General features: G+C 67.6%; 15 protein-coding genes. 12 read left to right on the forward strand and 3 right to left on the reverse strand.

Annotated features, from left to right (window positions below; translation table 11 throughout):
- Positions 1-156 precede the first annotated feature (156 nt).
- The 9 genes from Aple_RS39855 to Aple_RS39895 all read left to right on the forward strand — a co-directional run bounded on the left by Aple_RS39855 (position 157) and on the right by Aple_RS39895 (position 7,162).
- Complete coding sequence (locus Aple_RS39855) at positions 157-942, forward strand: biotin--[acetyl-CoA-carboxylase] ligase (RefSeq protein WP_246265076.1); 786 nt, start codon at positions 157-159, stop codon at positions 940-942.
- Between the two features lie 58 nt (positions 943-1,000).
- Positions 1,001-1,513, forward strand: coding sequence for a PH domain-containing protein (locus tag Aple_RS39860; protein WP_155349959.1), 513 nt, complete (start codon positions 1,001-1,003; stop codon positions 1,511-1,513).
- Complete coding sequence (locus tag Aple_RS39865; RefSeq protein ID WP_155349960.1) at positions 1,510-2,496, forward strand: adenylate/guanylate cyclase domain-containing protein; 987 nt, start codon at positions 1,510-1,512, stop codon at positions 2,494-2,496. Before Aple_RS39860 ends, Aple_RS39865 begins: the two co-directional genes overlap by 4 nt.
- Before the next feature lie 48 nt (positions 2,497-2,544).
- A complete protein-coding gene (locus tag Aple_RS39870; protein ID WP_155349961.1) occupies positions 2,545-3,630 on the forward strand; it encodes an S-(hydroxymethyl)mycothiol dehydrogenase in 1,086 nt (361 codons plus the stop codon).
- A gap of 2 nt (positions 3,631-3,632) precedes the next feature.
- On the forward strand, positions 3,633-4,250 hold the full coding sequence (locus tag Aple_RS39875; protein WP_155349994.1) for an MBL fold metallo-hydrolase: 618 nt from the start codon (positions 3,633-3,635) through the stop codon (positions 4,248-4,250).
- An 87-nt stretch (positions 4,251-4,337) separates the two neighbouring features.
- Positions 4,338-4,517, forward strand: a complete 180-nt coding sequence (locus tag Aple_RS39880) for a (2Fe-2S)-binding protein (RefSeq protein ID WP_155349962.1) — start codon at positions 4,338-4,340, stop codon at positions 4,515-4,517.
- Positions 4,518-4,533: 16 nt separating this feature from the next.
- Positions 4,534-5,016 (forward strand): bacterioferritin, encoded by a 483-nt coding sequence (bfr, locus tag Aple_RS39885; protein ID WP_155349963.1) that lies wholly within the window; start codon positions 4,534-4,536, stop codon positions 5,014-5,016.
- Between the two features lie 199 nt (positions 5,017-5,215).
- Positions 5,216-5,884: a response regulator transcription factor gene (locus Aple_RS39890; protein ID WP_030451323.1), complete on the forward strand. Its 669-nt coding sequence runs from the start codon at positions 5,216-5,218 to the stop codon at positions 5,882-5,884.
- 6 nt (positions 5,885-5,890) lie between these two features.
- Positions 5,891-7,162, forward strand: a complete 1,272-nt coding sequence (locus Aple_RS39895) for an ATP-binding protein (RefSeq protein WP_155349964.1) — start codon at positions 5,891-5,893, stop codon at positions 7,160-7,162.
- Here the strand turns inward: Aple_RS39895 and Aple_RS39900 are convergent.
- Positions 7,135-7,617: a GtrA family protein gene (locus tag Aple_RS39900; protein WP_155349965.1), complete on the reverse strand. Its 483-nt coding sequence runs from the start codon at positions 7,615-7,617 to the stop codon at positions 7,135-7,137. The two genes, Aple_RS39895 and Aple_RS39900, sit on opposite strands and share 28 nt — an antisense overlap.
- A gap of 319 nt (positions 7,618-7,936) precedes the next feature.
- Between Aple_RS39900 and Aple_RS39905 the strand changes: the two genes are divergently transcribed.
- From Aple_RS39905 to purE, 3 genes are all read left to right on the forward strand, one after another.
- Entirely contained in the window at positions 7,937-8,755 is an 819-nt protein-coding gene (locus Aple_RS39905) for a hypothetical protein (protein ID WP_218038736.1), read from the forward strand.
- Positions 8,756-8,766: 11 nt separating this feature from the next.
- A complete protein-coding gene (locus Aple_RS39910) occupies positions 8,767-9,906 on the forward strand; it encodes a 5-(carboxyamino)imidazole ribonucleotide synthase (protein WP_155349967.1) in 1,140 nt (379 codons plus the stop codon).
- A 126-nt stretch (positions 9,907-10,032) separates the two neighbouring features.
- Positions 10,033-10,560, forward strand: coding sequence for a 5-(carboxyamino)imidazole ribonucleotide mutase (gene purE, locus Aple_RS39915; protein ID WP_155349968.1), 528 nt, complete (start codon positions 10,033-10,035; stop codon positions 10,558-10,560).
- A gap of 16 nt (positions 10,561-10,576) precedes the next feature.
- Here the strand turns inward: purE and Aple_RS39920 are convergent, their stop codons facing one another.
- Together Aple_RS39920 and Aple_RS39925 are read right to left on the reverse strand one after the other, a co-directional pair.
- Positions 10,577-11,884, reverse strand: coding sequence for a UDP-glucose dehydrogenase family protein (locus tag Aple_RS39920; protein WP_155349969.1), 1,308 nt, complete (start codon positions 11,882-11,884; stop codon positions 10,577-10,579).
- Between the two features lie 112 nt (positions 11,885-11,996).
- Positions 11,997-12,872 (reverse strand): TIGR03619 family F420-dependent LLM class oxidoreductase, encoded by an 876-nt coding sequence (locus Aple_RS39925; RefSeq protein WP_170321906.1) that lies wholly within the window; start codon positions 12,870-12,872, stop codon positions 11,997-11,999.
- Between the last annotated feature and the right edge of the window lies 1 nt (position 12,873).

The following is a 12,873-nucleotide window of genomic DNA, read 5'->3' on the forward strand; positions in this document are numbered from 1 at the left end:
CAACCTTATGCCGGAACTTGAGCACCTGATGTGGCGGATCGGCTACACAACGTAGTTATTCCAGGTCATCGCCACAATCCGGTTCCAGAGCGTCGCTCGGGAGGGGAAAATGGTCGGGTGCCAGAATCACGGTCTTTCGATCTTGAACGTACCCCGTTGTCGCAGGCAGCGCTGCAGAGCGCGCTCGTCCGTCCCGGCTCGCTGTGGTCGGCCGTCAAGGTCGTCGAGCGCACCGGTTCCACCAATGCCGATCTTGCCCAGTCGGCCAGGGAGGGCATCCGGGAAGGTGCCGTCCTGGTCGCCGAATCACAGTTCGCCGGGCGTGGGCGGCTCGGCAGGATCTGGACCGCTCCGCCCAGATCCGGGCTGACGTTCTCGGTGCTGCTGCGGCCGGACGTCCCGCTGCCCAAGCAGGGCTGGCTGTCGCTGCTGTTCGGCCTGGCCGCCGCGACCGCCGTGCGGGCCGAGACCGGGGTCGACGTGCGGCTCAAATGGCCCAACGACCTGCTGGTGGGGGAGCGCAAGCTGGCGGGGGTGCTGGCCGAGCGGGTGGATCGGGCGGTCGTGGTCGGGATGGGGCTCAACGTGACGTTGCGGCAGGAGGAGCTGCCGGTAGAGCGTGCCACCTCGCTGCGGCTGTCCGGGGCGACGACCGTGGATCGTGGGGTGTTGCTGCTGGCCGTGCTTCGGGAGCTGGAGGCGCGGTATCGGGAGTGGGTGGCGGCCGATGGGGACGTGGAGTCGTGCGGGTTGCGCACGGCGTACCTGGCGGGGAGCGCGACGGTGGGGCAGGAGGTGCGGGTGGAGCTGCCGGGGGAGCGGGTACTGATCGGGTTGGCGACCGGGATCGACCGGTCGGGATACCTGATGGTGCGGTCCGAGGGGACCGATCACCTGCTGAGCGTGGGAGATGTGGTGCATGTCCGGCCTGCCAATCCGTGACGACCAAGTGCCGGACAAAACACGACACGAAACTGATCGTCGTGCCACGATTCGGTCCATGGGTTTGCCCGATCATCACCTCACCGAGGGGGAGCGAGTCGTGCACTCGTTCCACCCGCACTGGAAGCGGCTCGTCGTGCCCTTCCTCGCGCTCCTTCTGGTCGTCGTTGCCTCCAGCGCCGCGATCTACTTCATCCCCGGCGATTTCGAGTGGGCCTGGCTGGCCAGGATCACCGTCGCCGTGGTCGCGGTCGTCGCGCTCACGCTGTTCTCCTTTGTGCCGTATCTGCGCTGGAAGACCACGTCGTACACGCTGACCACGCACCGGTTCAACATCAGCACCGGCATCCTGAACAAGTCCGACGACGACATCCCGCTCACCAAGGTCAACTCGGTCAGCTCCGACCAGACCCTGATGGAGCGCCTGTTCGGCTGCGGCACGCTGAAGGTCGAGTCGGCCTCCGATCGCGGCGAGATCCTCTACCGCGACATCCCCAAGATCCAAACCGTCCGCACCGAGCTGTTCCGGCTGGTGGAGGACGCCTCGGACGGGGACATCGACGGCAAGTGACGCCCAACGGCAGGACCTCGGACGAGCGCCGACCGACCGCGGAAGACCTCCAGCGACTGTTCCTGGGCCTGCCGCCGCGTTACACCCGCCGTGAGATCGCCTCGGCCGCCGGGATCCCGCAGGAGCTGGCCGAGCGGATCTGGCGCGCGCTCGGCTTCGCCACCCTGGCCGACGACGCGGTCGCCTTCACCGACGCCGACCTCCAGGCGCTACTGCGGATCCGGACGATCCTGGACGCCGGATTGCTGGACGAGGTCACCCTGATCCGGATGACCCGGGCGCTCGGCCGGACCACCGCGCGGCTGGCCCAGTGGCAGACCGAGATCATGATCGGCGCCATGCTGGACCAATCGCCCACCGACGCCGACCTGGCCCGGGTCCTGCGCGCCGCGGAACTGCTGCTCCCCGACTTCGAGCTCACCCTGGTGCACGTCTGGCGGGCCCAGCTGGCCGCCACGGCCAGCCGCCAGCTGGCCCTCACCGAGAATGCCTCCAGTACGACGCTGGCGGTCGGCTTCGCCGACCTGGTCTCCTTCACCCGGGTCTCCCGCGAGCTCGACGAGCTTGCCCTGGCCGACCTGGTCGAAGGCTTCGAGGCCCGCGCCTCCGACGTGGTCGCCCAGCACGGCGGGCGCCTGGTCAAAACCCTCGGCGACGAGGTGCTCTTCACGGCCACCGACGCCGAGACCGCCGCCCGGATGACCCTCGACCTGGTCGACGCGCTCGGGCAGGGCGACCCGGGCGTGCGGATCGGCCTCGCCTACGGCCCCGTGCTGCCGGTGATGGGCGACGTCTTCGGCACCACCGTCAACCTGGCCGCCAGGCTGACCGCCATCGCCCGCCCGGGCAGCGTGGTCGCCGACAGCGCGCTGGCCGAGAGCGTCACCGGCCTGGCGGGCATCGAGGTCGTCAAGATCCGCCGCCGCCCGGCTCGCGGGCTCGGGCTGGTCCAGCCCTATGTGCTGCGGCGGGGGCCAGCTTGACGGCGAGGCCGCTCATGGAAATCCTGATCAAACACACGGAGGTGCGGAATGTCGTATGAAGTCCAGGGCGTGATCGCTAAGGGTAAGGGTGCGCCGGTCACCTTGGAGACTGTGCTGGTCCCGGACCCGGGTCCCGGCGAGGCGGTTGTCACGGTCCAGGCCTGCGGGGTCTGCCACACCGACCTGCACTACCGCGAGGGCGGCATCAACGACGACTTCCCGTTCCTGCTCGGCCACGAGGCCGCCGGCGTGGTCGAGGCCGTCGGCGCGGGCGTGACCGGCCTGGAACCCGGCGACTACGTGATCCTCAACTGGCGGGCGGTCTGCGGCAACTGCCGGGCCTGCCTGCGCGGTCGCCCTTGGTACTGCTTCGCCACCCACAACGCCACCCAGAAGATGACCCTGGCCGACGGAACCGTGCTCAGCCCCGCGCTCGGCATCGGCGCCTTCATCGAGAAGACGCTGGTCGCGGCCGGTCAGTGCACCAAGGTCGACCCGCGGGCGAAGCCGGCCGTGGCCGGTCTGCTCGGGTGCGGCGTGATGGCCGGGCTCGGCGCCGCCATCAACACCGGCGGGGTGAGCCGGGGCGACTCGGTGGCCGTGATCGGCTGCGGCGGCGTGGGCAATGCGGCCATTCTCGGCTCCCAGCTGGCCGGGGCCGGGACGATCATCGCTGTGGACGTGGACCCGCGCAAGCTCGAGTGGGCGCGCGACTTCGGCGCCACGCACGTCGTGAACTCCCGCGAGAGCGACCCCGTGGAGGCCATCCGCGAGTTCACCGGTGGTCACGGCGCCGATGTGGTGATCGAGGCGGTCGGGCGGCCGGAGACGTACGAGCAGGCCTTCTACGCCCGTGACCTGGCCGGGACCGTGGTGCTGGTCGGCGTGCCCACCCCCGACATGCGCCTGGACCTGCCGCTCCTGGACGTCTTCGGCCGCGGCGGCGCGCTCAAATCCTCCTGGTACGGCGACTGCCTGCCCAGCCGTGACTTCCCCATGCTGATCGACCTCTACCTCCAGGGCCGCCTCAACCTGGACGGCTTCGTCTCCGAGACCATCGGTCTTGGCGACGTCGAGGAGGCCTTCGCCAAGATGCACCGCGGCGAGGTCCTGCGCTCGGCGGTGGTGTTGTGAGCATCGACCGCCTGGTCACCTCGGGCAGCTTCTCGCTGGACGGCGGGACCTGGGAGGTCGACAACAACGTCTGGCTGGTCGGCTCCGGCGACGAGGTCGTGATCATCGACGCGGCGCACGATGCGGCCGCGATCCTGGGGGCGGTGGCCGATCGGCGGGTCACCGCCATCGTGTGCACGCACGGCCACAACGATCACATCGACGCCGCGGCCGAGGTGGCCGCGGCGACCGGGGCGCCCATCCTGCTGCATCCGGCCGATCAGGTGTTGTGGGAGATGCACTACGGGAGCGATGTGCCGTACGTGCCGTTGAAGGACGGGCAGGTGATCGACGCGGGGGAGGTGGCGCTCACCGTGCTGCACACGCCCGGGCACTCGCCGGGGGCGGTCTGCCTGCACGCGCGGGAGCTCGGGGTGGTTTTCAGCGGGGATACCCTGTTCCAGGGCGGGCCCGGGGCGACCGGGCGGTCGTACTCCTCGTTCGAGACGATCATCGAGTCGATCGAAGATCGGCTGCTTACGCTGCCGGAGGAGACGATCGTGCACACCGGGCACGGTGACTCCACCACCATCGGCGCGGAGGCCCCGCATCTGGGGGAGTGGCTGCACAGGGGACATTGACGTGTGGTGAGCCTCACATAGGCAAGCCTTACCAAAGTAGGCTAGTTTAGGTGTGCCTAACCTACTTCTGAGAGGCTTTCGCTCGCCATGTACGTCTGCATTTGTCGCGCCGTGACCGATACGGAGGTTCACGACTGTATCGCGGCAGGTGCGAAGAGTGCCCGGCAAGTGCGCGACACCACCGGCGCGGGAGGCGACTGCGGCTCATGTGTCCGGAAGATCTGTGCAATCCTGAAACGGTCCGAAGACCTGATCACCACCGCATAGATCCAAGGGGCCCGTCATGCAGGGCGACAGAGAGATCATCGCGCTGCTCAACGAGCAGCTGACCTCCGAACTCACCGCCATCAACCAGTACTTTCTGCACGCCAAGATGCAGGAGAACTGGGGTTTCACGAAGCTGGCGAGCTATACCCGGGCCGAGTCCTTCGACGAGATGAAGCACGCGGAGAAGCTCACCGACCGCATTCTCTTCCTGGAGGCCCTGCCCAACTACCAGAAGCTGTTCACCCTGCACATCGGCCAGAACGTGCGCGAGCAGATCCAGGCCGACCTCGACCTGGAGCTGGGCGTGGTGCAGCGGTTGCGGCCAGGGATCGCGCTCATGCGCGAACGTGGGGACATCGTTTCGGCCCTGCTCTTCGAGGAGATCCTCGAAGACGAGGAACACCACATCGACTACCTGGAGACCGAACTCCAGTTGATGGACACGCTGGGCGATCAGCTGTATCTCCAGCGATACGCGGAGCCACCATCGGCCTCGTGATCAGCCGCCCGCCGGGTCCACCCGGCGGGCTTCTTTTTTCCGAGGTTCCTTTCCCGTGCCGCGACCCCCTCCGGGCGGACGAACTACCGCGATAAACCGACCTTTAGGAGTGTTTGCCCAGGTCAATTGATAAGTCAACGACGAGTCAAACCGCGCGCTGCTGCCGGGAAACGATCGCTTAAGGTCCTACGATCGCTTCATGACCTGCGTACTTCTCGCCGAGGATGACACCTCGATCTCCGAGCCGCTTGCGCGCGCACTGCGCCGGGAGGGCTATCAGGTAGAGGTGAGTCCGGACGGCCCGCAGGCCCTGGAAAGGGCTCTTTCGGGGGGCGTCGACCTCATCGTTCTCGACCTTGGCCTGCCCGAGATGGACGGGCTGGAGGTCGCCCGTCGCATCAGGGCCGAAGGCCACGGGACGCCCGTGCTCATTCTCACCGCCCGTGTCGACGAGGTCGACACGGTGGTCGGCCTCGACGCCGGGGCCGACGACTACGTCACCAAACCGTTCCGACTCGCCGAACTACTGGCCCGGGTCCGGGCTCTACTCCGGCGCGGCACCTCGGAGACGCCCGTGGTCCAGGGCGTCAGGATCGACGCCGACTCGCGCCGCGCCTGGATGGGCGACAAGGAACTGCATCTGACCACCAAGGAATTCGACCTGCTCCGGGTCCTCGTCCGGGACGCCGGAAAGGTCGTCACGCGCGAACAGATTATGCGTGAGGTGTGGGACACCAACTGGTGGGGTTCCACCAAGACCCTGGATATGCACATTTCGTGGCTGCGCCGCAAACTCGGCGACGATGCCGCCAAGCCCCGGTACATCACTACCGTGCGAGGGGTCGGCTTCCGCTTCGAACGCGAGTAAGGGGCCATGCGGAGGCGTTTGCTCTCCTCGATGCTGCTGGTGGCGGTCATCGCGGTTCTGCTGCTCGGTGTGCCCCTGGGCGTGGTCGTCGTACGGCTCATCAACGACGAGGCCGCCCAGGAGCTCAACGCCGAAGCGACCCGCGTGCTGATCGGCGTGGAATACGCGATCAGCCAGGAGCAGCCGGTCGACCCCAAGCAGCTGGCGAGCAACTACCCCAACCGGTATATCCAGGTCGCGTTCCGGGGCATCGCCCCGATCGCCGTGGGCACTCCACCTCCGGCGAACCGCTCGCTCACCGAGGACGCGCGCTCCGAGAACGGCGTGGTGCGGGTCAGCAGGGACACCGCTCAGATCGACCACGAGATACGGGCCCGGCTGTTGCTCACCATCGCCCTGGCGCTCGCCGCGCTCGGCGTGGCCATCGGCCTCGCCGTGGTGACCTCGCGCCGGCTCTCCCTGCCGCTCCTGGACCTGGCGAAGATCGCGGAGCGGCTGGGATCCGGCGACGCCCGGCCCAGCAGGCACCGCTACGGCATCCCCGAACTCGACCGGGTCGCCGAGGTGCTGGACCGCAGCGCCATTCGCATCTCCGAACTGCTCGGCCGCGAGCGCGAGTTCGCCACCGACGCCTCACACCAGCTCAGAACCCCCCTGACCGGCCTCACCATGCGCCTGGAGGAGATCGTCGCCGCGGCCGGGGAGCCCGCCATCGTGCGGGAGGAGGGCGAGGCCGCCATCCTGCAGGCCGAGCGCCTCACCGCCGTCATCGACGAACTGCTGGCCGCCGCCCGGCGGCAGCGGCACTCCCAGGCCGAGCCGATCGACATCGACGAGGTCCTGATCCAGCAGATCGGCGAGTGGGAGCCCGCGTTCCGGCGGTCCCACCGGGCCATCGAGCTGCTGGGCACCCGGGGCCTGCTCGCGCTGGCCACCACCGGCGGGCTAAGCCAGGTGGTGGCGACCCTGCTGGACAATTCGCTCCAGCACGGCGGCGGCCCGGTGCGGATCACCACCACCAGCTCGGAGAAGTCGATCGTCATCGAGGTCTCCGACCAGGGGCCGGGCGTGCCGGAGAAGATCAGGAACCGGGTGTTCGAGCGGAACGTGACCGGGGGACGCGGGACCGGGCTCGGGCTGACGCTCGCGCGGTCCCTGGTGGTGGCCGACGGGGGGCGGCTGGAACTGATCAAACCGCGCCCGGCGACCTTCGCCATATTTCTCCGCCAGGTGGGGGAGAGCGGCCGCCGTCACCGGGTGGTGAGCGGGCCCGCCTGATCGACCGCCTCCGGCTGGAGCTCCGGAGCCAGGAAGACCCATCGCTTGTACGACCAGAAACGGAACAACGTGCCGAGTCCCGTGCCGATCAGGGTGGCGATGTTGTTCGCGATCAGGCTCTCCAGGCCCAGGGTGTAGCGGCTGAAGCCCAGGCAGAGCAGCTCGATCAGCAGGCCGACCCCGTTCAGGATGAAGAACAGCACGTATTCCCTGGCCAGGCCGCTCTGCTCACGATGGCGGAAGGTCCAGTAGCGGTTCCCGAAGTAGGCGAAGGTCGCGGCGATCACCGTCGCGATGACCTTCGCGGTCAGGGTGCCCTCCGACCCCCACAGGGCCCACAGGATGTTGACGACGCCAAAGTTGATGACGAAGGCCATGGCGCCCACGGTGCCGAACTTCAACACCTCGTGGACGAGTGCGGCGAACCGCTCGTATGCGCGACGGATGAGCTGCACGAGCCGTACGGTCCTTCCTGCTTGGGGGTTCGACCCAGGCTACCGGCCCGTGCTCCGCATCGGAGTCCCGTTCCACCCTGATACAGGTTCTTCCCAGCTCACCCAAGAACATTTCAGTAAATTTCCGGCTATTGGGGCAAAAGGCGGTGTTACGCTCGCGCGGACATTGGGCGTTCGCGGGTGAGGAGACTCCGGGATCATGGGCCTCATGGGGGGGCGCGTTCGTCGTGGGGTTTGTGTCATAGGCCTGGCGGGGGTCGTGGCGTGCGGGGGGCAGCCGGTCGAAACGCCGGTTTCCAGCGAGCCTTCTTCGCCGCCGGTGTTGACGCTGGACGCGGCCGAGCGTGCGCTGGAGATACTGCCGGAGTTGCGGGAGGCCTGGCGGGGGGTGGACTGCGGCAAGGTGGATTCCCTGACGGCCTGGGCGGAGGGCGAGCTCGGGGCGACCGTGTGTGCGGCCGTGCAGAATGGGCTACCGGGGGTTGATATTCCGGATTATTCGGAAATTGAGGTGTTTCTGCCGGGGGATCAGGAGGAAGGGGCCTGGTTCGCGGCGCTCGCGCGGGAGCCTGATCCGGCGTATTTCGTCTTCGCGTTTGAGGATGGGGTGTGGCAGCTGGCGTACGGGCCGATTCCGTTGCTGGGGAAGGCGCCCGCGGAGGACGCGGTGCCGACGGGGGCGACGGACATGATCGTCAAGGCTCGGCTGGTGCCGCAGCAGTATCTGACGTATCTCACCGATCCGGCCGGGGTGAGCGGGGTCACCTTCCCGGCGGGGGATCCGGTGCGGACCCTGCTGGAGGAGCTGCTCCGTACCCCGAAAAAGGCCAGGCCTGACCGGGTTTCGGTGGATGTGCGGCTGGCCACGGATGCGTCCCGGACGTTGCTGCTCGCCGATGGGGGCGCGCTGGTCTTTCACGCGATCACGCTGGTCTTCACGCAGAAGCCCGGGGCCGGCCGTCGTGCTCTTCGCCATGCCCGGTACGGCTCCGCAGCGGTGAAAGCGTTTACCGGGAAGGCCAAGGCGGGCAAGATCACCGGGAGCGAGGTGCTCTTTCTGACCACGCGGGTCAGCAAAGCGGGCAAGATGACCACGATCGGGGTCCGGCGGGAGCTCGCGCATATCACCGCGGGCTAAGCTAGCCCTTTGTGAACAGCCCTAACGTTGCGCCTGTCGTCGGCATGGTCGGTGCTGGGCAGCTCGCCCGGATGACCCAGCAGGCGGCTATCGCGCTTGGCGTCGAGTTGCGGGTGCTGGCGAACGCGCCCGACGAGAGCGCGTCGCGGGTGATCACTCAGACGGTGCTGGGGGATTATCGGGATCTGGATGATCTGCGGGCGTTCGCGGATGGGTGTGACGCGGTCACGTTCGATCATGAGCATGTGCCGGGTGGGCATATTCGGGTGCTGGCGGAGGCGGGGGTCGCGGTGCGGCCTGGGGCTGACGCGCTCATCCATGCGCAGGACAAGGCGGTCATGCGTGAGCGCCTTGGGGCTATTGGTGCGCCTTGTCCGGCTTGGGCGCGTGTGGATTCGGTGTCGGCTGTTGAGGAGTTCGCAGGGGAGAATGGCTGGCCGGTTGTTCTGAAGGCGGTTCGCGGGGGTTATGACGGCCGAGGGGTCTGGGTGGTCGAATCCGCTGGCGAGGCCGCGCAGGTCTTGAAAAATGGTGTTGAGCTGATTGCTGAGGCTTTTGTCCCTTTCGAGAGGGAGCTTGCCGTGCTTGTCGCGCGGTCTCCGCATGGGCAGGGGGTCAGCTATCCGGTCGTGGAAACCGTGCAGGAAGACGGGATCTGCGTGGAAGTGATCGCCCCCGCTCCTGATCTGGATGCCGAGGACGCCGCCCAAGCTCAGCGGATCGCGCTCACCATCGCCGCCGAGCTCGGCGTCACCGGCCTGCTCGCCGTCGAGATGTTCCAGACCAAGACCGGGCTGGTCGTCAACGAGCTGGCCATGCGCCCACACAACAGCGGCCACTGGACCATCGAAGGCGCCCGGACCTCCCAATTCGAACAGCACCTCCGGGCTGTTCTCGATCTTCCGCTTGGCTCGCCCGCTATGACCGCTCCCGTCGTTGTCATGGCCAATCTCCTCGGTGGTCCTGATCCGGACATCTTCTCCCGATACGAGCACGTCCTCGCCCACGACCCAGGCATCAAGCTGCACTTCTACGGGAAGGAAGTCCGTCCGGGCCGAAAAATCGGACATGTCACCGCACTTGGCACCGACCTGGACGACGTACGTGCCCGCGCCCGGCATGCTGTGACCTGCTTGAGGGGACCGGTCTGACGTTGGCCGCAAGGCGATCTCCGGGCGGTGGCGATGATCGGTCTGGCGTTGGCCGCAGGGCGATGATCGGGATCGTGATGTTCTGGACAGGTTCGGCACTGCTTCTTCGTTTGAAGGGATCCTGACATGACGCAAACCCAGGTAGAGACCACCCCGCAGGTCGGCATCGTCATGGGCAGTGATTCCGACTGGCCGGTCATGAAAGCCGCCGCCGAAGCCCTGGCGGAATTCGGCGTGCCATTCGAGGCCGACGTCGTCTCCGCGCACCGCATGCCCACCGAAATGATCGACTACGGCAGGCACGCCGACTCCCGCGGCCTGAAAGTGATCATCGCTGGCGCGGGCGGCGCGGCACATCTGCCTGGCATGCTCGCCTCGGTGACTCCGCTGCCCGTGATCGGCGTGCCCGTTCCGCTCAAATACCTCGACGGAATGGACTCGCTCCTGTCCATCGTGCAGATGCCGGCAGGTGTCCCCGTCGCCACGGTAGCCATTGGCGGCGCCCGAAACGCCGGTCTGCTGGCTGTACGCATTCTGGCCACCACCGACCTCGGGCTTCAGGGCCGGATGGTTACTTTTCAGATCGCGCTACGTGAGCAAGCTCATGCGAAGGGCGCGAATCTTCGGGCGGAAGTGTCCGGTCTTCAGCTGTAGGCCGTACCGGACGGGTTTAGGGGCGGCCGAGGGCGCGGTAATTCCAGTTCGCCGCGCGCCAGATTTCGGAGTCCAGGGCGTTCCGGCCGTCGACGATGTTGCGGGTGTTGACGACCGTGCCGATGGCTTCGGGGTCGAGATCGACGAATTCCTGCCATTCGGTAAGGAGAAGGACCACGTCCGCGTTCCGGACTGCCGTTAGCGCGGAGTCGGCAGTGTCGAGGGTGGGGTGGGCCTTACGGACGTTGTTCAGGGCGACTGGGTCGTACACGGTCACCGCGCCGCCCTCCTGGCGGATTGTGAGGGCGACGTCGAGGGCGGGGGAGTCGCGGATGTCGTCGGAGTTCGGTTTGAAAGCCGCGCCGAGCACGCCCACCGTACGGGTGTGGAAGGAACCGCCGACCAAGTCGCGCGCGAGATCGACCATACGAGCCCGCCGTCGCATGTTGATCGCGTCCACCTCGCGCAGGAAGGTGAGCGCCTGATCCGCGCCCAGCTCCCCGGCCCGCGCCATGAACGCCCGAATATCCTTGGGCAGGCAGCCACCCCCGAAACCCAGCCCCGGGTTGAGGAATCGCCCGCCGATACGTTCATCGAAAGAGAGCGCCAGCGACAACTGCTTCACATCCGCGTGTGCCGCCTCACAGACCTCGGCCATCGCGTTGATGAAGGAAATCTTGGTCGCCAGAAACGCGTTCGCCGCGGACTTGACCAGCTCGGCCGTCGGGAAATCGGTGACCACGGTCGGCACGTCACCCAGCGGCGTGTACACATCACGAAGAATCTTCTCGGCTCGCTCCGACGCGACCCCGAACACGAGCCGATCCGGCTTCAGTGTGTCCCGCACCGCGAACCCCTCGCGCAGGAACTCCGGATTCCATGCCAGCTCGACATGCGGCCCCGCCAAGAGCGCGAGTTTGTCGGCCAGGCGCTGCGCCGTACCGACCGGAACCGTCGACTTCCCCACCACCAGGCACTCGCGCCTCAAATGCGGGGCCAGCGACTCCACGACGGCGTCGAGATAGGACACGTCCGCCGCGAACTCCCCCTTCTTCTGCGGCGTCCCCACGCACACGAAGTGCACGTCCCCGAACTCCGCCGCCTCCTGATAGGACGTGGTGAACCGCAACCGCCCATTCGCCAGATTCCGCCGCAGCATTTCCTCGAGCCCCGGCTCATGAATGGGCAACTCCCCCCGCTGCAAGCTCGCGATCTTCTCCGGATCGACATCCAGCCCCAGAACCTCGAACCCCAACTCCGCCATACACGCCGCGTGCGTGGCCCCCAGGTACCCAGTCCCCAACACGGTCAGACGGTACGCCACGGCCACGCTCCCCTCATTTGCCCACTTTTTGCGTCCCGGAATGTTATCCCAGGCTAAACACCCACCCCGGGCCACCCGACAGCGCACCTCCCGCCACGCACCACGATGCCCGTCAGGTAGCAGCGGCATCGAGCAGGGCGAACCGCTTGGCGAACGCCGACAGCTCATCCCGTTGCGCGTCCGGCTCGACGGCGGCCGGGCTCACCACGATCCGAGTCACGCCCTGCGCGGCCAGCCGCTCGACGTCCTCCTCGCCCATGTCGATCGCGCCCCACCGCGTGTACTCGAGCGACTCTGGATCACGCCCCGCCTCGGCGGCGGCCGACCGGGCCAGCTCCCATTGCACCGCCCGCTCCCGGGCGTCCAGCGCCCCGCCCGGAAAATAGCCATCGCCGCGGCGCCCGGCCCGGCGCGCGGCCGCCCGGCTCGATCCGCCGACGTGGATCGGCAGCTGCGCGACCCCGGACGGCTTCGGGAAGCTGCACAGTTCCTCGAAAGCGAAGAACTCTCCCGCGAAGCCGACGCCCTCCTCGCCACCGCCCCACAGCAGCCGCAGCACGTCGATCGCCTCGTCGGCGCGTCGGCCCCGGCTGGCGAAGTCGACCCCCACCGCCCGGGCCTCGCCCTGCAGGGTGCCGAGCCCAACGGTCAGCAGCCGCATCCGCCCCCTGGATAGCACATCGATGGTGGCCAGCCGCTTGGCGAGGATCACCGGATGGTGGTACGGCAGCAGCAGCACACCCGTTCCGAGCAGGATCCGCTGGGTGGCCGCGGCGACGAAGCCCAGCAAGTCGAGCGGATCGGCGTACGGCAGCGACGTCGGGAGGTCGAAGGGCCCGTACTTCGCGCCGGGATACAGCACGATGTGCTCGGGCACATAGAGCGACTCGAAGCCGCACTCCTCGGCATGCCGAGCGTAGTCCGCGATCCTGTCGGGATCGGCTCCGTAGGCAGCCGTGCTGTAGGTGGTCCCGAACTTCACCGTCATG

This window comes from Acrocarpospora pleiomorpha, from assembly GCF_009687885.1.
In the GTDB taxonomy this organism is placed as follows: Bacteria; Actinomycetota; Actinomycetes; order Streptosporangiales; family Streptosporangiaceae; genus Acrocarpospora; species Acrocarpospora pleiomorpha.